Annotated in this window: 19 protein-coding genes and 1 other RNA gene; 8 read left to right on the top strand and 12 right to left on the bottom strand. The window is 70.2% G+C overall.

Going from position 1 to position 20,956, the window contains the following annotated elements; translation table 11 throughout:
• Together rnpB and map are read right to left on the bottom strand one after the other, a co-directional pair.
• Positions 1-400: RNase P RNA component class A (gene rnpB, locus AC1XX3_RS07575), an RNA gene on the bottom strand.
• 61 nt (positions 401-461) lie between these two features.
• Positions 462-1,310 (bottom strand): type I methionyl aminopeptidase, encoded by an 849-nt coding sequence (map, locus tag AC1XX3_RS07570; RefSeq protein ID WP_483320478.1) that lies wholly within the window; start codon positions 1,308-1,310, stop codon positions 462-464.
• A gap of 86 nt (positions 1,311-1,396) precedes the next feature.
• Between map and AC1XX3_RS07565 the strand changes: the two genes are divergently transcribed.
• Together AC1XX3_RS07565 and AC1XX3_RS07560 are read left to right on the top strand one after the other, a co-directional pair.
• A complete protein-coding gene (locus tag AC1XX3_RS07565; protein WP_483320477.1) occupies positions 1,397-1,579 on the top strand; it encodes a hypothetical protein in 183 nt (60 codons plus the stop codon).
• A 65-nt stretch (positions 1,580-1,644) separates the two neighbouring features.
• Positions 1,645-2,106 (top strand): Fur family transcriptional regulator, encoded by a 462-nt coding sequence (locus AC1XX3_RS07560; RefSeq protein ID WP_483320476.1) that lies wholly within the window; start codon positions 1,645-1,647, stop codon positions 2,104-2,106.
• A 49-nt stretch (positions 2,107-2,155) separates the two neighbouring features.
• Here AC1XX3_RS07560 and AC1XX3_RS07555 read toward each other — a convergent pair whose 3' ends face one another.
• From AC1XX3_RS07555 to AC1XX3_RS07525, 7 genes are all read right to left on the bottom strand, one after another.
• The gene (locus AC1XX3_RS07555; protein WP_483320475.1) at positions 2,156-3,088 is read right to left on the bottom strand and encodes a DUF2510 domain-containing protein; all 933 of its coding nucleotides are present in this window, start codon (positions 3,086-3,088) and stop codon (positions 2,156-2,158) included.
• A gap of 110 nt (positions 3,089-3,198) precedes the next feature.
• Positions 3,199-4,107 (bottom strand): DUF2510 domain-containing protein, encoded by a 909-nt coding sequence (locus AC1XX3_RS07550; RefSeq protein ID WP_483320474.1) that lies wholly within the window; start codon positions 4,105-4,107, stop codon positions 3,199-3,201.
• Positions 4,108-4,160: 53 nt separating this feature from the next.
• On the bottom strand, positions 4,161-5,066 hold the full coding sequence (locus AC1XX3_RS07545; protein WP_483321162.1) for a DUF2510 domain-containing protein: 906 nt from the start codon (positions 5,064-5,066) through the stop codon (positions 4,161-4,163).
• Between the two features lie 15 nt (positions 5,067-5,081).
• Positions 5,082-5,411 carry a thiamine-binding protein gene (locus tag AC1XX3_RS07540; protein WP_483320473.1) on the bottom strand — a complete coding sequence of 110 codons (330 nt, stop codon included), beginning with the start codon at positions 5,409-5,411 and terminating at the stop codon, positions 5,082-5,084.
• 15 nt (positions 5,412-5,426) lie between these two features.
• Positions 5,427-6,341 carry a DUF2510 domain-containing protein gene (locus AC1XX3_RS07535; RefSeq protein ID WP_483320472.1) on the bottom strand — a complete coding sequence of 305 codons (915 nt, stop codon included), beginning with the start codon at positions 6,339-6,341 and terminating at the stop codon, positions 5,427-5,429.
• A 2-nt stretch (positions 6,342-6,343) separates the two neighbouring features.
• Positions 6,344-7,252, bottom strand: a complete 909-nt coding sequence (locus tag AC1XX3_RS07530; protein WP_483320471.1) for a DUF2510 domain-containing protein — start codon at positions 7,250-7,252, stop codon at positions 6,344-6,346.
• Between the two features lie 7 nt (positions 7,253-7,259).
• Positions 7,260-9,014, bottom strand: a complete 1,755-nt coding sequence (locus AC1XX3_RS07525; protein ID WP_483321161.1) for an NAD+ synthase — start codon at positions 9,012-9,014, stop codon at positions 7,260-7,262.
• A 92-nt stretch (positions 9,015-9,106) separates the two neighbouring features.
• On the opposite strand from AC1XX3_RS07525, the gene AC1XX3_RS07520 reads away from it, so the two are divergent.
• The gene (locus AC1XX3_RS07520) at positions 9,107-10,444 is read left to right on the top strand and encodes a glutamine synthetase family protein (protein ID WP_483320470.1); all 1,338 of its coding nucleotides are present in this window, start codon (positions 9,107-9,109) and stop codon (positions 10,442-10,444) included.
• A 73-nt stretch (positions 10,445-10,517) separates the two neighbouring features.
• Here AC1XX3_RS07520 and AC1XX3_RS07515 read toward each other — a convergent pair whose 3' ends face one another.
• Positions 10,518-11,309, bottom strand: coding sequence for a sterol carrier family protein (locus tag AC1XX3_RS07515; RefSeq protein WP_483320469.1), 792 nt, complete (start codon positions 11,307-11,309; stop codon positions 10,518-10,520).
• 182 nt (positions 11,310-11,491) lie between these two features.
• Here AC1XX3_RS07515 and AC1XX3_RS07510 point away from each other — a divergent pair, with 182 nt between their 5' ends.
• The 3 genes from AC1XX3_RS07510 (at position 11,492) to AC1XX3_RS07500 (ending at position 14,859) form a co-directional block, all read left to right on the top strand.
• Positions 11,492-12,364: an MBL fold metallo-hydrolase gene (locus AC1XX3_RS07510; RefSeq protein ID WP_483320468.1), complete on the top strand. Its 873-nt coding sequence runs from the start codon at positions 11,492-11,494 to the stop codon at positions 12,362-12,364.
• 154 nt (positions 12,365-12,518) lie between these two features.
• The gene (locus tag AC1XX3_RS07505; protein WP_483320467.1) at positions 12,519-13,442 is read left to right on the top strand and encodes an LLM class F420-dependent oxidoreductase; all 924 of its coding nucleotides are present in this window, start codon (positions 12,519-12,521) and stop codon (positions 13,440-13,442) included.
• Positions 13,443-13,593: 151 nt separating this feature from the next.
• A complete protein-coding gene (locus tag AC1XX3_RS07500) occupies positions 13,594-14,859 on the top strand; it encodes a glucarate dehydratase family protein (protein WP_483320466.1) in 1,266 nt (421 codons plus the stop codon).
• Positions 14,860-14,871: 12 nt separating this feature from the next.
• Here the strand turns inward: AC1XX3_RS07500 and AC1XX3_RS07495 are convergent, their stop codons facing one another.
• Together AC1XX3_RS07495 and AC1XX3_RS07490 are read right to left on the bottom strand one after the other, a co-directional pair.
• Positions 14,872-15,390: a GNAT family N-acetyltransferase gene (locus AC1XX3_RS07495; RefSeq protein WP_483320465.1), complete on the bottom strand. Its 519-nt coding sequence runs from the start codon at positions 15,388-15,390 to the stop codon at positions 14,872-14,874.
• Positions 15,391-15,401: 11 nt separating this feature from the next.
• Positions 15,402-16,517: a LacI family DNA-binding transcriptional regulator gene (locus AC1XX3_RS07490; RefSeq protein WP_483320464.1), complete on the bottom strand. Its 1,116-nt coding sequence runs from the start codon at positions 16,515-16,517 to the stop codon at positions 15,402-15,404.
• A gap of 41 nt (positions 16,518-16,558) precedes the next feature.
• Between AC1XX3_RS07490 and AC1XX3_RS07485 the strand changes: the two genes are divergently transcribed.
• Entirely contained in the window at positions 16,559-17,902 is a 1,344-nt protein-coding gene (locus tag AC1XX3_RS07485; protein WP_483320463.1) for an MFS transporter, read from the top strand.
• Between the two features lie 70 nt (positions 17,903-17,972).
• The gene (locus tag AC1XX3_RS07480) at positions 17,973-20,933 is read left to right on the top strand and encodes a bifunctional [glutamine synthetase] adenylyltransferase/[glutamine synthetase]-adenylyl-L-tyrosine phosphorylase (protein WP_483320462.1); all 2,961 of its coding nucleotides are present in this window, start codon (positions 17,973-17,975) and stop codon (positions 20,931-20,933) included.
• The last annotated feature ends 23 nt before the right edge of the window (positions 20,934-20,956 follow it).

The following is a 20,956-nucleotide window of genomic DNA, read 5'->3' as shown; positions in this document are numbered from 1 at the left end:
GGGACGAGTCGGTCGTAAGCCGGATTCTGTGCCTGTCACGAGGACAGGCGGCGATCATCCATCTGCGACCGCTGTTGCCAGCGGCCTGGTGCGATCTACCCGGAGACTCGGGCGAGCAGCCCTCAGGCGTCTCCGCAGGTGCCGTGCCCGCCTGCGCGTGCCGTGCACCCTCTTGATCTTGCTCCGGGTGGGGTTTACCGAGCCACCTCAGTCACCTGAGGTGCTGGTGGTCTCTTACACCACCGTTTCACCCTTACCCCTGACCGAGGTCAGGGGCGGTCTGTTCTCTGTGGCACTGTCCCGCGGGTCACCCCGGGTGGGCGTTACCCACCACCGTGCTCTGTGGAGTCCGGACTTTCCTCGACAGCCCAAGAGCTGCCGCGACCGCCTGACCGACTCGTCCGGCGTCAAGGCTAGCCGCCGAAGGACCCGTTGTCAGATCGCGCCGTCAGCTGCACCGCTCACGGCAGGGTGAGGATCTCGGCTCCCGTATCGGTCACCACGAGGGTGTGCTCGAACTGGGCAGTCCTGGCGCCGTCGGCCGTCAGCACCGTCCAGTCGTCGTCCCATCTCACCCACTCGTGCGTGCCGAGCGTGATCATCGGTTCGATGGTGAAGGTCATGCCCGGCTCGATCACGGTGTCGTAGGCCGGCTCGTCGTAGTGCGGGATGACCAGACCGGAGTGGAAGGCCGTATGCACGCCGTGCCCGGTGTAGTCACGCACCACCCCGTAGCCGAAGCGCCTGGCATAGCTCTCGATCACCCGACCGATCACGTTGACCTGGCGGCCGGGCTTGACCGCCTTGATGGCGCGGTTCAGAGCCTCGGCGGTGCGCTCGACCAGCAGCCGGGACTCCTCGTCGACGTCCCCACACAGATAGGTCGCACAGTTGTCACCGTGCACCCCGTCGACGTACGCGGTCAGGTCGATGTTGACGATGTCGCCGTCCTCCAGCGGCCGGGCGTCCGGGATGCCGTGGCAGATGACCTCGTTCACCGAGGTGCAGATGGACTTCGGGAATCCGCGGTAGCCCAGGGTCGACGGGTACGCATGGTGGTCCAGCAGGAACTCGTGCGCGATCCGGTCGAGCTCGTCGGTCGTCGTCCCCGGCGCGATCGCGTCCGCTGCGGCGCGCATCGCCTGCGCGGCGATCCGTCCTGCCACCCGCATCTTCTCGATCGTCTCGGCACTTTGGACGTGACCGCCGCGGTACGGCGTGGGTGCGGGACGACCGACGTACTCGGGGCGGCGGATGGAGGACGGGACCGGGCGGACGGGGGAGACGGCGGCGGGTCGGAGCGCACTCATGCGGCGATCCTACGGTCCGCCCGACACACCTCGGCCGGGCGCGGACAGCGCAGGATAGCCTCGGAGTCCCCGAGGGAGGAGACGTCATGGCTGACGGTCAATGGTGGTACTGCATCTCGCACAAGACGGTGGAGCCCGACAGCGCGACCTGCAAGGCGGTCGACCGGCTCGGCCCGTACGGCAGCCGCGCGGAGGCGGAGCAGGCCCTGGCCAAGGTGGCGGAACGCAACGAGGCGTGGGAGGACGATCCGCGCTGGAACGACGACTGAGGGGGCCGTGCACAGCCTCCTGCAGTTTTCTTGGATGATTCCAAAGTCAGTGGTTGACTGCAGACATGGGTACCCCGGCATCACCCGGCGTCGCGCCGACGTCGTGGGAAGAGCGTCTACGCTCGGCCGGCCTGCGGGTGACCCAACCGCGGCTCGCCGTGCTCCGGGTGCTCCAAGCCGCCCCCCATATCGCCGCTGACCAGGTCACGACCCGGGTCCGTGACGTGATCGGGTCGGTGTCGACCCAGGCCGTCTATGACGCTTTGAACACCCTCACCGAACACGCCATCCTGCGCCGGTTCGAGCCGGCCGGCTCGGCCATGCGGTTCGAGATCGCCTCCGCCGACAACCATCACCATCTGGTCTGCCGAGGGTGCGGGTTGGTCGCCGACGTGCCGTGCTCCGTCGGCAGCGCGCCGTGCGCCGTCCCGTCCGACACCCGCGGTTTCGTCGTGGACGAGGCTGAGGTGACGTATTGGGGACTGTGTGCCGTCTGCGCCGATGCGGCGCCGCTCGTCCGCCCCTGACCCCGACCACGCTGAGTCCGGGGGGTGCTCGACGGACCCTAATGCCGGCTCAGCTCAGCGACAGAGCGGCCAACGTGTCCGCCGCGATCGTGCCGCGTGCCTTGTCGCCGATCGGGGTGAAGGCGGCATACCCGCTGAGCACCTGGTCACGGCCGTCGTCGACGAACACGAAGGTCACGACGTCACCATCCACGCTGAGATTGGGGTTGTCGACGTGGATCTCGGCCGATAGGACCCAGCCGGGGCGCCCGTCGATGGTGATGGCCTCGTTGCGGAGGTCGGTCCGGTGGCTGAAGCGGGAGAACAGCCCTTCGTTGACCGCGCACTGCATCGAGGCGGCTGCTGCGGCCCGAGCCGTCTCGAACTGACCGGTGGCGTCGACCTCGCCGACCGCGAACCATGACTCCCAGCCCGGCTCGGTGGTCTGGCTCTGCGACCCGACGTCGCGGAACCAGCTCAGCGCGGACTTCGGCGCCGGTTCCTCGTAGCCCGCGATCCGGGGGAACGAGAGGCGCCCGCCGTGCACCCGTCCGTCCGCGGGGTGGCTGCCGACGGCGTACGGGTCGCCGGACGGGCAGGGCTGTGTGGACGGCAAGGGATCGGTCTCGGGGGTGGTGTCCGGGGTCGGGCTGGTCGACGCACTCGGGCTGGGTGACGGCGTGGGCGTGGGGATCGGCGAGGAGTCGTCCCAGCCGCTGACCGTCGAGGTCGGCGCGGACCCTACCGCCTCGTCGCCTCGGTTGCGGATGACCACCGCGGCAACCAAGATCGCGAGCACGGCGAGCGCCACCACCAGCAGCAGGGGCAGGGCGGACCTGCGCCGCGGCGAACCCGGCCCCGGGGGAGAACTCCCGGGAGGGTATCCGCCGGGCGGTGACTGCCGCGGGTCGGAGGTCGTCGCGGCCGACCAGGTAGCGCCGTCGAAGTATCGGAACTGCCCGGGAGCCCCACTCGGATCGGGATACCACCCAGGAGTCGCCATGGGCGGGATCGTACCGGCGGCCCGTGTCAGCGTGACGTCGGTCGCAGACTCTGGACGTTCGCGCCCGCGGGCGAAGCCGGCGGCTTGCGACGAAGGCTGGGCCGGGTGGCTCAGCCGTCGACGCGCAGGCTGTTTCTGGCGGCGTCGGCGAACGCGATCCGCTCGCGGTCACCGATCGGCACCATGGCGCAGAACATCGACAGGCGGTCGCTGCGGCCGTCGTCGACGGCGACGAAGGTCAGCAGGTCGCCGGGCACGCTGAGACCCGGCTTGTTGACCCGGATCTCCGCGGTGATGACCCAGCCCCGATGTCCGGAGATGGTGATCGACTCGGACCTGACGTCGGTACGGCCGGTGAAGTCGCGATACCAGCCGTTGGTGATCCCGCACTGCATCGAGGCCTCGGCCGCCTCGCGGGGAGTCTGGGTGCCTGCGCCGCGGACCATCTCTCCGACGGCGAAGACGGACACCCAGCCGGGCTCGGTCAGCTGCTCCTGGCCGGAGACGTCGAACCACCAGCTCAGCATGGCGATCGACGCCGACTCGGTGTAGGGCACCGGCGCGTAGGACAGTCGGCCGCCATGCACCCTGCCGTCGGCCGGATGGTCGCCGAGCTCCGATGGCGCGCCGACCGGGCATTCCACCTCGACGGGATCGCTGGGAACCGTGTCCGGGGTGGGGGAGGTGCTCACGGACGGGGTCGGGCTCGGCGTCGGCAGTGGGCTGGAGTCGTCCCAGCCGCTGCGCGACGGCAACGACCGGGTCTCCTCGGTGGCGGTCTCATCGCCCGCTCGAAGCAGCCAGGCGGTGGCCAGAACGACAGCGAGCAGGACCGCCAGCGAAACGACGAGCATCCGGTGCCGGCCACGGCGTGGAGCCTCGGGCGCGGGAACGGTCGGTGACGGCGGCGGTGCCGAACGGGGATCGGTGGTGGTCGTGGCTGACCAGCGCTGACCGTCCCAGTAGCGGTAGCGGTGCGGAGTCTGGTCCGGGTCGGGATACCAACCGGCAACGGCCACGGTTCAACCTTCGTTGGAGGGAACGAGAAGGGCGCGGAGAAAGCGCATGGTCGTCAGTCCGCCCGCAGACCGACGATCGTCTGGTCCAGGATCTTCAGCCGAGCGGTGTCTCCGATCGGCACCGCGCCGATGAACATCGCGAACGACTCGGGTTGGTCGAGCTCGACCACGATGACCTCGACGACGTCGCCGTCGACGGTGCGACCCGGGTCATCGTCGACCCGGATCTCGGACCGGATCGACCAGCCGGAGTGACCGTCGACCGTGACGGCCTTGGAACTCAGGTCGGACCGGCCGGTGAACCCCAGGTAGTACGACGACGACGCGACGCACTGCATCACCGCCTCGGCTGACTGCTGCGGTGCCTCGAAGCCGTCGGCGGTACGTAGCGCGGCCACGGCGACGAGCGCGATCCAGCCGGGCTCCACCAGGTCGTCCTGGCCGTTGGCGTCATAGGTCCAGCTGAGCCCGCCGGTCGAGGCGCTGTCCCGCCAGCCACTGACCGGGGCGAAGGACAGTCCACCACCGTGGATCCGGCCGTCGGCGGGGTGGTCGGCCACCGTCCCCGGCTCACCTTCTGGGCAGGACGCCATCGCCGACGACGGCGACGCGCTGGGAGTGGGCGTTGGACTGGGGGTTGGAGTGGGGCTCGGGGTGTCGGTCGGGCTGCTGTCGTCCCAGCCGGACACCGTGGAGCTGGGTAGCGGTCCGATCACGTCACCGTCGTCGCGGAGTGCGGAGACGGTGAACCAGCCCAGCAGAGCGAGCACGAGAACGAGAGCCAGCGCAGCGACCAGCCAGCCTCGGCGTGGCTTCTGGCCGGGACCGGGCAGCGGTCCGGCACCGCCCATCGGCGGTGGCGACTGTGGGTCGGCCGTGGTGTGCTCGGACCAGGCCGTGCCGTTCCAGTAACGGAAGCGGCGGGGCGTCCCCGCAGGGTCGGGATACCAGCCGGGCATGGACACCGGGTCAGGTTAGTCCAGAACTGGGTCGGTACCGCTGGAACGACGCTCGATCAGCTCCTCGATACGCTCGACCTTCGCCACCAGCTGACCGGTGTGCCCGGGACGGATGTCGGCTTTGAGCACCAGGCTGACCCGGTCGGAGCGGGCGAGCAGGGCGTCGACGCAGGACTTGACCACGGACATCACCTCGTCCCACTCGCCCTCGAGGTTGGTGAACATGGCGTTGGTCTCGTGCGGCAGACCAGACGCACGGACGATGCGGATGGCCTCGGCCACCGCCTCGCTGACCGAGCCGTCGGCGTCGGAGGTGGTGGGGGCGATGCTGAAGGCGACGAGCATGTCCCCATTTTGCAGCTAGGAGACGGTGAGGTCGGCCACCACCGCATTCAGGGTGGAGGTCAGGTCTGCGTTCTGGATCGGCACGGCGCCGAAGAACAGACTCCAGTCCGCTCCGTGCGGGACGACCACGAAAACGCAGTGGTCGCCCGGGAACGGCAGTCCGGGGGTGTTCACGGCGATATCGGTCTCGATCAACCAGCCCTGCACACCGGAGATGGTGATCGCCTCGCTGCGCAGGTCGGTCCGCGTCGGGCCGTACGGCAGGTACATCTCGGTGGTGACCGCGCACTGCACCACGCTCTCGGCGGCGTTTCTCGCCGTGGTGGTGAAGCCGTCGGCTGCCAGCAGCTGGCCCACAGCGAGCTGTGCGATCCAGCCCGGGCTGTCGTTGACGCCCAGATACTGCTGGGTGACGTCGTGGGCGAAGCTCAGTCGTGGTTCCGGAGCGGCGGGCCGAAACGAGCTCACCGCTGTGAAGCTGAGATTGCCGCTGCGGATCCGGCCGTCCGCCGGGTAGTCGCGGCGGGCCCCCGGCTCGCCCTCCGGGCAGGGCACCAGCGGGGCGCTCGCCCCGGCCGACGGCGTCCGGGAGGGCGGCGGGGTGGGTGTCGGCGACCTGTCGTCCCAGCCACTGCTGGGTGCCCGCGGCGCCGGCAGATCATCCGCCAGGTCGTCGCGGCCCGCGCGTACCAGCGCGACCACGGTGAGTCCGACCACCAGCAGCAGCACCAGCAGGACCACCAGCGGCGTACGCCCGCTCGGCCGAGCCGGGCCGGCTGATCCCCCGGCCACGGCGGGGCCGGCCGTCGTGGGGTTGGGGGCGGGCGAACGGGGGTCGGTGGTGGTGGCCGCGGACCAGCGCTGCCCGTCCCAGTAGCGGTACCGGTTCGGGGTCTGGTCCGGGTCGGGATACCAGCCGGGGATGCTCATGGTCAGCGCACCTCCAGCGACCGGGTGGCGGCGTCCAGCTGGTCGATCAGGTCTTTGCGCTCCATCGGAACGGCCGAGAAATAATAGCTGACCGGATCGGACTCCACCACGATGATGCGCAGCCGCGAGCCGTTGGTCTCCAGGTCCGGATGATCGAAGGTGAGCAGCGCGTCCACCCGTGCGGACCGGTGGCCGGAGACGGCGGTGCTGCTGGTCTTGTTCTCACTCAGGGTCACCGCGACCGAGGTGTAGAAGTCGCTGGTGAGCACGCATTGCAGCAGGACCTGGGCGGCCCGAGCAGCTCCCGGATAGTCGTCGAAGGCGACCAGCCCCACCTGGGCCGAGGCCTGCCAGGGGAGCCGTTCCGGCAGTGACTGGGTCTGGACGTAGGAGTCGCTGCTGTACGGGAACCGCGCGGTGGACACCGGCTCGCCCCAGGGCTCGGGTAGTCGGCGGAACGACAGCGGCCCACCCTGCACCCGGTCGGTTTCGGGCGGGGCGTCCAGCTGGTCCGGCTGGGCCAGGTCACAGTCGACCGGTCGGGAGGGTGGCTGCGCCGAGGGCTGGTCGAGGGATGGCGACACCCGAGGCGACGGCGACGGCGACTGGGACGGGGTGGGGGTGGGGGAGCTGTCGTCGCCGCCGACCACGGTGGAGCTGGGCAGCGGTTCGGCGCGGTCGTCACCCCGGTTGCGCAGCAGGACGCCCGTTGCCAGCACGCCGACGAGCAGGACAGCGAGCAACACCACCAGCAGCCCGCGGCCGCCCCGTCCACCGCGGGTGGCGGCGGGCGCACCGGCCGACTGGGTCTGCCCGGTCCAATGCTGCCCGTCCCAATACCTCAGCCCTGGGCCTCCCGCGGGGTCTGGATACCAGCCCGGCGGCGGAGGCGGGGTAGCCGGCGTCGTCATCGAGGCCTCAGCGGCCCTCGCGCCAGCCGTTGACGATGGGCAGCCGCCGGTCCCGGCCGAACGCCTTGAACGAGATCTTGGTCCCCGGCGGATACTGGCGGCGCTTGTATTCGGCCCGGTCCACCAGTCGCATCACCTGATCGACGAGCTCGGCGTCGTAGCCCATCGCCATGATCTCCTCGCGGCCCTTGTCGCCCTCGACGTAGTCGCTGAGGATCTTGTCCAGCACGTCGTAGGGCGGCAGCGAGTCGGTGTCTTTCTGTCCCGGACGGAGCTCCGCGCTGGGCTCCTTGGTGATGGTGCCGGGTGGGATCGGCGGTTGCTCACCGCGAGCAGCGGCGACTTCGTTGCGCCACCGGGCGAGCTCCCAGACCCACGTCTTGGGTACGTCCTTGATCGGAGCGAAGCCGCCGACGGCATCGCCGTAGATGGTGCTGTAGCCGACGGCGAGCTCGCTCTTGTTGCCGCAGGCCAGCACGATCGACGGTCCGTGCTGGTTGGACTCCGCCATCCAGATGACGCCACGGACCCGAGCCTGCAGGTTCTCGGCCGCGATCCCGTCGAGCTCGACCGCCGACTCGAACGCGTCGACGATCGGGGCGATCGGCACCGTGCTGAAGTGCAGACCGGTGCGCTGCGCCAGATCGAGAGCATCGCTCTTGGAGTGTTCGGACGAGAACGAGCTGGGGTTGGAGATCCCGTACACGTTGGTCGCCCCGATCGCGTCGCAGGCCAGGGCCGCCACCAGGGTGGAGTCGATCCCCCCGGACAGGCCGAGGTAGACCCGCTGGATGCCGTTCTTGACGCAGTAGTCACGCAGCCCCATCACCAGGGCGGAGTAGACCTCCTCCAGTCCGCTGAGCCGATCGCTGATCGCCGGGGTGATCCAGTCCGACCGTGCTGGACCGGCCTCGCTGACCAGGTGCCGGGAGATGGTCATGCCACTGAGGCCGGGTGCCTCAGGATCGGCACTGAGACCGGGTGACTGACGGGTGCCGGCCGGCAGGTCGAGGTCGGCCAGCACCAGCTCTTCGACGAACTGGTGGCCGCGGACGACGATCTGGCCCGCGGCGTCACTGATCATCGAGTCACCGTCGAAGACGAGCTCGTCCTGACCGCCGACCAGGTTGACATAGGCCAGTGCGCAGCCGGCCTCGCCGGCGCGGCGGGCCACCAGGGCGCCGCGGGTGTCGTCCTTGTCCCGCTCGTACGGGCTGGCATTGATCACCGCGAGCAGACCGGCCCCGGCCTCGGCCGCGGCGGCCACCGGGCCACCGTCTTGCCACAGGTCCTCGCAGATGGCCACGGCGACGTCGACGCCGCGGATCCGCACCACCTGCAGCTCGTGGCCCGGCTGAAAATAGCGGAACTCGTCGAACACCCCGTAGTTGGGCAGGTGGTGCTTCGCGTAGGAGGTGACCACCCGGCCGCCGGTGATCACCGCGGCGCGGTTCTGCGGATGGCCGCCTTTGGGATGGCCGGGCTTCTCGGTGCGGTCCAGATAGCCGACCACCACCACGAGCTCGGCCAGCCCGGCCTCCGACAGCCGGGTCGCGAGCCGGGTGACCGACGTGCGGGAGGCCTCGACGAAGCTCTGCCGCAGGGCCAGGTCCTCGACCGGGTAGCCGGTGAGCACCATCTCGGGAAACAACACCAGGTCCGCTCCGGCCTCCGCCGCCTGGCGCGACCAGTCCATCACCAGGTCGGCGTTGGCCGAGATATCACCGACCGTCGCGTTGACCTGGGCCAGGGCGAGTCGCATGTGGGGCACGGGGAGAGGGTACTGCCCGAGGTGTTGCGGGGAGATCCGCAGATGTAACGCCGTCGTTACACGTCGACAGGCAGACTGAGCCCGTGGACAAACAGACAGAGTTCGTGTTGCGTGCCATCGAAGAACGCGACGTCCGTTTTGTCCGGATGTGGTTCACCGATGTCCTTGGTTTTCTCAAGTCGGTGGCCATAGCCCCGGCGGAGCTCGAGGGTGCCTTCGCCGAGGGGATCGGCTTCGACGGCTCCGCGATCGAGGGCTTCGCTCGGGTGTATGAGTCCGACATGGTGGCCCGCCCCGACCCGTCGACCTTCCAGGTGCTGCCGTGGCGCGACACCAAGCCCGCCACCGCGCGGATGTTCTGCGACATCAAGATGCCCGACGGTTCGCCGTCCTACGCCGACCCCCGGTATGTGCTGAAGCGGGCGCTGAAGAAGGCAGCCGACCTCGGCTTCACCTTCTACACCCACCCCGAGGTCGAGTTCTTCTTGTTCAAGGACCCGATCGTCCCCGGCCAGCCGCCGGTCCCGGTCGACCAGTCGGGCTACTTCGACCACACGCCGCAAAGTGTCGGCAGTGACTTCCGCCGCAAGGCGATCACCATGCTGGAGCAGATGGGCATCTCGGTGGAGTTCTCCCACCACGAGGGTGCTCCCGGCCAGCAGGAAATCGACCTCCGCTATGCCGACGCGCTGTCCACCGCCGACAACCTGATGACCTTCCGGGTGGTGGTGAAGGAAGTCGCGCTGTCCCAGGGCATCCTTGCCTCCTTCATGCCCAAGCCGTTCACCGAGCACCCCGGCTCCGGCATGCACACCCACATGTCCTTGTTCGAGGGCGACAACAACGCCTTCTACGACGCCAGCGCCGAGCACCACCTGTCCAAGATCGCCCGGCACTTCATCGCCGGCCTGCTCCGCCACGCGGGGGAGATCACCGCGGTCACCAACCAGTGGGTCAACTCCTACAAGCGGCTGGCCGGCGGCGGCGAGGCCCCGAAGTACATCTGCTGGGGCCGCAACAACCGGTCGGCCCTGGTCCGGGTCCCGATGTACAAGCCCAACAAGGGTGCCTCAGCCCGGGTCGAGCTGCGCTCGATCGACACCGCCTGCAACCCCTATCTGGCCTTCGCCCTGATGCTGAACGCCGGTCTGGCCGGCATCGAGGGCGAGTACCAGCTGCCGGAGGAGGCCGAGGATGACGTCTGGTCACTGACCGAGCGGGAGCGTCAGGCGCTGGGGATCTCTCCGTTGCCGCGCAACCTGGACGAGGCGATCCGGGTGATGGAGTCCTCCGACCTGGTCGCCGAGACCCTCGGCGAGCACGTCTTCGACTTCTTCCTGCGCAACAAGCGGGCCGAGTTCGACGAGTATCGCCGCCAGGTGACGCCGATGGAGCTCAACCGGCTGCTGCCGGTCCTCTGACCCACTCACCTGGCTGCTGTTGGTTCGCTGAGCCGCTCAACCGGCTGCTGCTGGTTCCACAGAGCCGCCGGGCTCAGAGCAACGGCAGCACCGGCTCCAGGTCAGCCCGGAGCCCGCTGGCCGAGACCGCACCGGACATCCGGGCCTGCTCCCAGCTGATCCGGCCGGCAGCCAGCCGCAGGAACGTCAGCGGGTCGGTCTCCACCACGTTCGGCGGCGTGCCGCGGGTGTGCGTGGGGCCGGGATCGCCGATGCCGCACTGGACGGCGGCGTACGGCGGCACCCGTACCTCGACCGAGCGGCCGGGATGCTGCGCGGCGAGGATCGCCGCCAGCGTCCGGCAGGCCGACGCCATCGCCGGACGGACCAGCACCACCGGTTCGCGATCTTCGGGCACCGATCGGGAGAAGTCGTCGGCATGCACCACGAGATCCAGCAGCCGGGTCAGGAGGAAGTCCTGCACCGTCACCGGACCGCGGGGCGCACTCACCACCCGGGTCACGTCGGTCTCCTGGCCGAGACGCTCCTCGGTGGCGTCGGTCGCAGCCGCAAGCAGGGACGCCAGCTCTGGACCGGTGTGCCCGGCGGCGGCCTCGGTGGTCAGATCGGAGATCTCTGCTGCGGCGGGTCGGTAGCGCCGAACGTAGTCGGCCATGGCCAGCGGCCGCTCCCGGCTCGGCTGGTCCAGGACGCGGAGCAGACCGCGGTGGACCAGCAGCAGGTGGCCGGTCAGCAGCCGGAGATCCCACCCGGGCAGCACCGAGGCCACCTCGAAAGTCTCCGACGGCAGTGCCGAGAGCCAGCTGAGCAGGGATCGGGACTGCGCAACCAGCGCCTCGGACGGGTTCGCCTTCGCTCTGGCCACGGTCGGCAACGCTATCAGCCCAGGCGTCGCCGCTCGCCCGTGAGACGTCGTCGCGGAGGTCTTCTCGAAGCCGAGTCGGCGTCACTAGAGTGACGGCCGGACCGCTGGCCGAACGGCAGGAGTCGCTCGGATCGAGATCGCCTGATCTCTCAAACGTCAGCGGCATGAGGAGCGTGTGCTCGGTGATTCTTACCGTGCTCGGTGGCGGTGCGGCCTGGCCGACCGCCGACTACGCCTGCGGCGGCTACCTGGTGGAGCAGGACGGGTTCCGGCTGCTGATCGATCCGGGGTATGCGGTGCTGCCGCAGCTGCTCCAGGTGTGCGGACCCGACGAGGTCGACGCGGTCCTGATCAGTCACGGTCATCTGGACCACTGCGCCGACCTGAATCCGCTGCTGCGGGCCAGGGTGCTGGCCGGGGGCGCTCAGGCCGGCCACAGCTCGACGCCGGCGTTGCCGGTCTACGCCCCTCGCGGAGCCTTGGACGCCGTCCTCAGCCTGGACCAGCTCCGGCACGTGAACCGGGCCGCGGAGGTCGCCCGACTCGACGACGGCGGGTCGGTACGCCTGGGGCCGTTCGTGGTCGACACGGTGGTGCTGCCGCACCACGTCGTCACCGTCGGGATGCGGATCAGCGCCGGCGGCGAGGTGCTGGCCTACACCGGCGACAGCGGCGCGTCCTCGGACCGGGTCGCGCTGGCCAAGAACGCCGACCTGTTGCTCGGTGAAGCAACCTTCGCCGACGAGGTGCCACCGGACGAGCGGGCGTACCTCTCCAGCGCCGGACAGGTTGCTGCCCTAGCGCTGGAGGCTGACGTCGCGGTGACGGTGCTGACCCACCTGTGGCCGGGCACGGACGCCGCCCGGGCGCTGCGGCATGCCGCCGAGGTCGGGCTCCACGATGCGCAGGTCGCTCGCCGCGGGCTCCGGGTCGACCTCGCCGGCGGGCCGCTCGCACCTTCCCCGCGCCGGGCGGCGCAGCTGGCGGTCTCGCACCGGGCGCCGGACCTGGCTGGGTCGAGCTCCGGGGCGACGCCCCGGCGCGCCGTCGGCTGAGTCGCGTCGGCTGGGAGTCACGTCGGCGAGCGCCTGGGTCGGTGCGTAGCACCTGGGGGTGACCCGGTGCGTAGCACCCGGTGGCGACCCGGTGCGTACGCATCCGGTGGCGACCCGGTCCGCCGCCGTGGGCGGCCCTTGCAAGGATGGCGCCATGGAGATCTGCGTGTTCACCGAGCCCCAGCAGGGCGCGACCTACGACGAGCTGCTCAGCTACGCTCAGGCGGCGGAGCGCCTCGGCTTCCACGGCTTCTTCCGGTCCGACCACTATCTGAAGATGGGCGACCGGGTCGATGGCCTGCCGGGGTCGAGCGACGCCTGGACCACGCTGGCCGGGTTGGCCCGCGAGACGAGCCGGATTCGGCTCGGCACGTTGGTCTCGTCGGTCACCTACCGACATCCCGGCGTGCTCGCGATCCAGGTCGCGGGCGTTGACCAGATGTCCGGCGGTCGCGCCGAGCTCGGGCTCGGCACCGGTTGGTATCGCGAGGAGCACCTCGCCTACGGCATCCCGTTTCCGGAGAAGCGCTTCGGGCTGCTGGAGGAGCACCTGGCCATCGTCACCGGCCTGTGGTCCACTCCGATCGGCGAGACTTTCTCCTACGCCGGCGAGACGTACACCTTGACCGACTCTCCGGCGCTGCCCAAGCCGGTGCAGCAGCCGTTGCCGGTCATCGTCGGCGGCGGCGGTCCGCGGCGGACGCCGCGACTGGCCGCCCAGTACGCCACCGAGTTCAACATCGGCTTCGTCGACGAGGCGACCATCACCCAGAAGTTCGCCGGGGTACGCGCCGCCGCGCAGGATCTTGGCCGCGACCCGGACAGCATCAAATACTCCGTGGCCCTGCCGACCGCCGTCGGCGCCGACGACGCCGAGTTCCAGCGCCGGCTGCGTAACGGCGGCAACGACCCCGACGGCTTCGCGGAGGTGTCGGTCAGTGGCTCACCGGCGCAGGCCGTCGACAAGCTCGGTCGGCTACGAGAGCTGGGTGCCAGCCGGGTCTACCTGCAGACAGTGGACACCACAGACGTCGACCACCTCGAGCTGATCGCTGCGGAGGTGCTGTCTCAGCTCTGAGCCGGGCGGAGCGCGAGGGCCGTCGCCGCGCAGGTGCGAACAGGCACCGGTAGGGTCAGCCTCGGACGACCCGGGCGATGCAGCGCGACCGCCCGGCTCCGCGTGTCCGGCGATCCGTCCAGCACGGACGGATCCGAGCCCCCGAGGTGTCATGAAGATCCGCGACCTGATCATCACCGGGTTGGCCTTCGCCGACCCGCCACTGCTCAACTCCTGGGGGGTGCACGAGCCGCTCGCGCTGCGCTGTGTGGTCGAGGTCGTGCTCGACGACGGCACAGTCGGGCTGGGCGAGTGCGCCGGCGGAGCGACCCGGGTGGCCCAGCTGGAAGCAGTCCGCGACGCGGTGATCGGTCTCGACGTGTTCGCCACCCAGCTGATCGAGCAGCGCATCGCCGAACGGCTGGGCGGCGCCACCCTGACCGGCGGGGGCGCGGTCGGCCGACCGACCAAGGCCAGTCGCGGCGTCTTCGCCCCGATCGAGGTGGCCTGCCTGGACGCACAGGGCAAGCTGCTCGGCGTGCGGGTCTGTGACCTGCTCGGTGGGCCGGTGCGCGATGCCGTGCCCTACAGCGCCTACCTCTTCTACAAGTGGGCCGAGCACCCTGCCACCGCCGACCGGGACGCCGTCGGCGACACCTGGGGCGCGGCGCTCGACCCAGCCGGGGTGGTCGCCCAGGCGCAGGCCATGATCGACAGCTACGGGTTCAAGTCGATCAAGCTCAAGGCGGGCGTCTTCCCGCCCGATGAGGAGATCGCTGCCATCTCGGCGCTGGCGGAGGCGTTCCCCGGGATGCCGCTGCGGATCGACCCGAACGGCGGCTGGACCAAAGAGACAGCGATCCGGGTGGGCAGCGAGCTGGTCGACGAGCTGGAGTATCTCGAGGACCCGGTGCTGGGCCGTGACCTGATGGCCGAGGTGGCGCGGGAGGTCAGGATGCCGCTGGCCACCAATATGTGCGTGATCGGCTTCGACGACGTCGCCGACGCCGTGGCGAAGGGCTCGGTCGGGGTGATCTTGTCAGACCACCACGTGTGGGGTGGGCTGCGGCACAGCATGGAGCTGTCGGCCATCTGCTCCACCTTCGGTCTTGGCCTGTCGATGCACTCCAACTCGCACCTGGGCATCTCGTTGGCCGCCATGACGCACCTCGGTGCGGCAACGGCTGACCTCAGCTATGCCTGCGACACCCACTACCCGTGGAACCGGGACTCCGACATCGTCGTAGCCGGAGACCTCGAGTTCGTCGACGGCAGCCTGGCCGTACCGAGCGGTCCGGGGCTCGGCGTCGAGCTGGACCGAGATGCCCTGGCCCGCCAGCACGAGCTGTACGTCGCCTCTGGACGGCAGGAGCGCGACGACACCAGCTACATGCGTACGGTGGACCCGATCTACGATCCGACCCTGCCGCGCTATTGAACGGACGAGCTGCTAGCCGGTGGTGTCGGGGATCTCCTTGAAATAGCGAGCGACGGGCCATCGCTCGAAGCCGACAGCTTCGTACGCCCGGCGCGCCGGTTCGTGGCCGGGGTCGTCACCGGTCTCGACCATGATCATCCGCATGCCGGCGCGTCGACACCGCTCCTGCGCCTGCTCCATCAGAGCACGACCGACCCCGTGCCGTTGATGCGCCGGGTCGACCGCGAGGACGTAGATCTCGCCCATGCTGTCCTTGGGGTGCAACCGGGTGCACACCCACCCCACCGCCAAGTCATCGATCATCGCCACATCGACGTTGTCGGGCTCGGCGTCCAGCACGGTGGCCACGTCGTCGTACTGCCGTTTGCGCCAGCCCTTTGGATAGAACGACTCGTAGACGAAGGGCGAGACCGCTTCCTTGAGCAGTGGAAACACTGGCCCCCACGCTCGCAGGGACAGCGCCAACAGTGGCTCGCGATGGTGCTGTGTGAACGGGATGATCTTCACGTCGGGGGGCGTAGCGTCCGCCATGGGGCACTCCTTCACGGGCCAGAGATCGGGGGGCGGGTGGTTCCGCGGACGACGAGGTGGGTGTCGAGGCGGGGGACCGGGCTGACGGCGGTTCCGTTGGTCAGGGCGAGGAGAGCCTGGGCGGCGTACTGCCCTTTCAGTCTGCTGGGTTGGTGCACGGTGGTGAGCGCGAGATTGTGTGCCAGGTTGGGCGCGTCGTCGAATCCGACCAGCGACAGGTCCTCGGGCACCCGGAGACCGAGCCTGGTGGCCGCGACGAGGGCACCTTCGGCGAGTCGGTCACTGAGGCAGAGAAGTGCCGTCGGGCGGGGAGTGGTGCTCAGCACAGCGAGCGCACCCTTCTCGCCTTCGGCGGGCGTGCTGTCGACACCCTGCGAGATGGGGACCTGCGTCCAGTCGACGTCATATCGCTCGGCTGCGGCGCGGTATCCGGCGAGTCGATTCCTGGTGACGGACAACGTGGCCGTGTCCTGGTCGGCGACGGTGGCGAAGCCGGTCGGAGTGGTCCGCCGCAGGGCGAACGACACGACGCCGAGGTGACGGTGGCCCAGGAGGAGCAGATGTTCGGCGATCTCGAAGGCCGCCGCCCGGTCGTCGATGCCGATCCACGGTATGGGGTCAGGCCTGAGGCGGGCCAGGACGGAGGGATCGGGTTGGTCGACGACGACCAGCGGCAGTCGCCGGTCGACGCAGGTCTGCAGCAGCGGGTCGTCCTCGGCCAGGGAGGAGGCGATGATGCCGTCGACGACGGCGTCAGAGACGGCGGCCGTTCGACGTGTCGGGTCGGCCGATCCTGGCAGCAGCAACAACCCGACGGCCGCCTCTCCCGCGGCCACGGTCACGCCGGCGAGCAGCGCGTTGGTGTTGGGGTCGTCGAAGGCGTAGGACAACTGGTTGGCGTAGAGCACCCCGATGGCCCCGACCCGGCCCCGTCGCAAGCCGGAGGCGATGGGGTCCGGCCCTGCGTATCCCAGCCGGCTCGCGGCCTCGAGAATCCGCTGTCGCAATTCGGGAGTGAGCTGGCCGGGGGCCCGGTAGGCGTTCGAGACGGTCTTCGCCGAGACGCCCACCTCGTCGGCAACATCGCGGAGTCGCATCCTGCGGCGAGGCCGAGATGCATCCGTCATGACGCTAGCCTTGCACTTCATCGTTGAAGTAGCCTGATCGGGTGATCCCCGGAAACGGTAGAAGAGCGACGGCGGGTGCGGTGGCGCTCTGCCTGGTGCAGTTCGTCGACGTCCTCGGGGTGACCAGCGCCACCACAGCCATCCCCGCCATGACCGCTGACCTCGCCGCCCCCCGATGGTCGACCGGTGTCCTGGCCACGGTGTACGCGATGTTCTTCGGCGCGTTCTTGATCGTGGGGGCGCGGCTGGGCGACCGCTACGGCCACCGGCGTGTCCTCGTGGTCGGCGTCGCGTCGTTCACCGTGGTGGCCGTGCTCGGCTTCAGCGCTCAGGAGATCGTGCAGCTGGTGATCGCGCGGGCACTGCAGGGCCTTGCCGCCGCCGTCAGTGTTCCCAGCGCCCTGCGGCTCCTGCTGCACCTCAGCCCAGACCCGAGGAGGCGAAGCGCCGCAGTCGCCGCCTGGGGTGCCAGTGGAGCCGCCGCCGGCGCCCTCGGTTTCCTCGCCGGAGGATTCCTGACTGATCTGTGGAGCTGGCGCTCCATCTTTTGGATCAACCTGCCGATCGGGCTCACCCTGCTGGTCGCGATCGCCATCACCGTGCCACCGGCGCCGCGCGATGAAAACCGCCGCAGTCTCGACCTGGCCGGGGCGTCGTTGTTGGTCGTCCTCATCATGGCCGTGGTCGTCGGCACCTCCATGGTGGAGCGAGATGAGTTGCGGAGCTGGGGCATCGGTGCCATCGCCGCGGGGGTGCTGGTGGCTGCCGTGTTCGTTCGTCAGCAGCGACGAGCCGCCGATCCTCTGGTGCCCCGGCAGGCGGTGGCGAGTGCCAACCTGCGGACCGGGACTGCCGTCTCGTTCGTCAACACCGCCACCACGAGCTCAGCCGGGGTGCTGGTCGCGCTGCATCTGCAACAACAACGCGGAGCCAGCCCGGTCGAGGCCGGATTGTCCCTGCTGCCGTTCAGCCTGGCGGTGATCGTCGGCTCGGTCCTGGCCGGACCGCTCGCGCGTCGGCTGACGCCCCACCGTCTGGCCGGCTGGGGACTCGCCGCCGTGGCCGCCGGAACCGCCGTGCTCAGCGCCACCCAGGGAAGCCGGCCCGGCATCCTCTGCGGTGTCGTGGTCGCCGGAGCCGGCCTGGGGATGGCCGCTGTCGCAGCCACCAGTATCGGCACCGCGGTCCCCGACAGCCTCACCGGAAGCGCCGCCGGCATCCTCAACACCGGCGCTCAGCTCGGCACCGCCGTCGGTGTCGCGGCTCTCGTCACGCTCGCCGCCACGGTGCGCCCACCGACCATGGGTATCCCCGTCGCCTGGGCCCTTGCCTGCGCACTCGCGGCCATCACCGCAGCCACGCTGACCGGCCGTCGCCGCGCCTGATCGGCGACAACGCCCGTGCCGGAGCGTTGCGCGCCGCAGCAGGTCCGAGCCCTCCGGCTAGCATGCCTGCGTGAGCAGGCTGCAGACCACCCAGGGCACCTTGGCTCGTCGCGGCTTCAGTGACTCCGCCACCGCGGCCCGGATCGTGCAGCAATGGGACCAGGTGCATGAGCCGCTGTTGGACGTGGTCGCCGCCGCGCCCGACCCGGACCTGGCGTTGGCCGGGTTGGACCGCCTCGCCGACGTGCTGCCGGGAGTGTGCACCCGGTTGCTGGCTGATGACGTCCTCGCCACGCAGCTCATCCAGGTGTTCGGTGTCAGCGCGGCGCTGCAGCAGCACGTCATCACCCACCCCGAGCAGCTGGACCTGCTGCAGGTGCCGGTGGAGCGCCATGGCGCAGCGGAGCTGCGTACCGAGATGCTGCGAGCCGCCGGCGCGGATCCGGACGCAGCCGTCCCGGTCGCCACCGAGCTGACCGGTGATGCGCTGCGGATCGCGTACCGCGGCGCGCTGCTGCGGATCGCTGCCCGCGACCTCTGCGCCCCCGAGCCGATCGAGATCCTCGACGACATCGCCGCCGAGCTCTCTGACCTCGCCGACGCCACCTTGGAGGCCGCGCTGGCCATCGCCCGCGGCAGCCTCGGCGAGCGGGCCCTGACCTGCCGACTGGCGGTGGTCGGCCTGGGCAAGTGCGGCGCCCAGGAGCTCAACTACGTCAGCGACGTCGACGTGATCTTCGTCGCGGAGCCCGCGCTCGACGAGGCGGGCGAGCCGGTGGTGTCCACCGACGAGGCCATCACCGTGGCCACCCGGCTGGCCGGCGAGCTGAGCCGGATCTGCTCCGCCCACACCGGCGCGGGCACGATCTGGGAGGTCGACGCCGCCCTGCGGCCGGAGGGCCGCGCCGGTCAGCTGGTCCGTACCCTGGCCAGCCACGAGGCCTACTACACGACGTGGGCGAAGACCTGGGAGTTCCAGGCCATGCTCAAGGCTCGTCCCAGCGCAGGGGACCTCGAGCTGGGCCAGCAGTTCGTCGACATGGTCAGCCCTCGTGTCTGGACCGCCGCCGAGCGGGAGCACTTCGTCGCCGACAGCCAGGCGATGCGCAAACGGGTGATCGCGCACATCCCGGCCCGCGACGCAGGCCGGGAGCTGAAGCTCGGCCGCGGCGGGCTGCGCGACGTCGAGTTCTCCGTGCAGCTGCTGCAGCTGGTGCACGGCCGGGTCGACACCCGGCTGCGCTCGCGCGGCACGCTGGAGAGCCTGAAGCGGCTGATCGATGCCGGCTACGTCGGGCGCGAGGACGGCAAGGGCTTCGGGCTGGCGTACCGGTTCCTGCGGACGCTGGAGCACCGGATCCAGCTGTTCCGGCTGCGGCGTACCCACGTTCTGCCCGACAGCGACGAGGACCTCCGCCGGATCGGCCGTTCCTTGGGCTACGGCGACCCGGCGAAGGAGCTGCTGAGCACCTGGCGTTCCTGCACCCACCGGGTGCTGCGGCTGCACGAGCGACTGTTCTACTCCCCGCTGCTCGACGCTGTGGCACGGATACCGTCCTCGGAGCTCCGGCTGACCCCGGAGTCGGCGACCGATCGGCTGAAGGCCCTCGGCTACGCCGACCCCACAGCGGCGCTGCGGCACATCGGCGCGCTCAGCCAGGGCGTCACCCGACAGGCCGAGATCCAACGCCAGCTGCTGCCGGCCATGCTCGGCTGGTTCGCCGGCGCACCCAACCCCGACCACGGGCTGCTGGCGTTCCGGCAGGTGTCGGAGGCGTTGGGGACCACCCACTGGTATCTCCGCGCACTGCGCGACGAGGGCATGATGGCCGAGCGACTGGCCCGCATCCTGGCGTCCAGCCGCTATGCCGTCCAGCTGCTGACCCGGGCGCCGCAGACGGTGCAGATGCTCGCCAACGACGAGGAGCTGGTGCCCCGGTCCTTGGTGGACCTGCGCAAGGAGATGAACATCGCGGCGCGCCGGCACGACGACCCGGTGGCGGCGGTGGAGACGATCCGCGCGATCCGCCGCCGCGAGCTCTTCCGGGTCGCGGTGGGCGACCTGCTCGGCCTCAACGATGTGCTCGTCGTCGGCGACGCTCTCGCCGACCTCGCCTCGGCCACCGTGGACGCCGCGCTCACCGTTGCGCGTGACCACGCCGAGATCACCCCGGTGCCGCGGATCGCGGTCATCGCGATGGGCCGGTGGGGCGGCCGGGAGATGTCGTACTCCTCCGACGCCGATGCCATGTTCGTGATGGCCGACAGCGACCAGAACGAGACCCGCTCGGCCGCGGCCGTGATCACCGCGATGCGCAAGCTGCTGGCCCGTCCGGGTGCCGACCCGGTCCTCAGCATCGACGCCGATCTCCGGCCGGAAGGCAAGGGCGGCGCGCTGATCCGCTCGCTGTCCGCCTACCGCAACTACTACAGCCGATGGTCCTCGACCTGGGAGCTGCAGGCGCTGATCCGGGCCGAGGCGCTGGCCGGGGACGAGGAGCTGGGGGCCGCGCTGGTGGCGGAGATCGACACCCGTCGCTGGCCGGAGGGCGGGCTCACTCCCTCCCAGCTGACCGAGATCCGCAAGCTCAAGGCGCGGGTCGAGGCCGAGCGGCTGCCCCGGGGGGCCAACCCGGCCAAGCACACCAAGCTCGGCCCCGGTGGCTTGGCCGATGTCGAGTGGACTGTGCAGCTGCTCCAGCTCCAGCACGCCTGGGAGGTGCCGGCGCTGCGATCCACCCGCACCATCGTGGCGCTGCGGGCCGCCCGCGATGCCGGCTATCTCGATCCGGTCGACTGCGGTCACCTGGAGGCCGCGTGGCTGATGGCGAGCCGGATCCGCAACCAGATCATGCTGGTCCGCGGCCGGGGTTCGGACTCGCTGCCCAGCGACAGCCGGGACCTGGAGGCGGTGGCCGAGCTGATGGGCTATGGACCGCGGGAGTCGTCACACCTGCTCGCCGACTACCAACGGGTCACCCGACGGGCCCGCCACGTGGTGGACCGGATCTTCTGGGGGCAGGACGACTGAGCCTGACCCGGCCAAGCGAGCTG

This window comes from Microlunatus sp. M237, assembly GCF_056896895.1.
The sequence above is the reverse complement of the archived record's forward strand: the minus strand, read 5'-3'. Positions and strand labels throughout refer to the sequence as shown.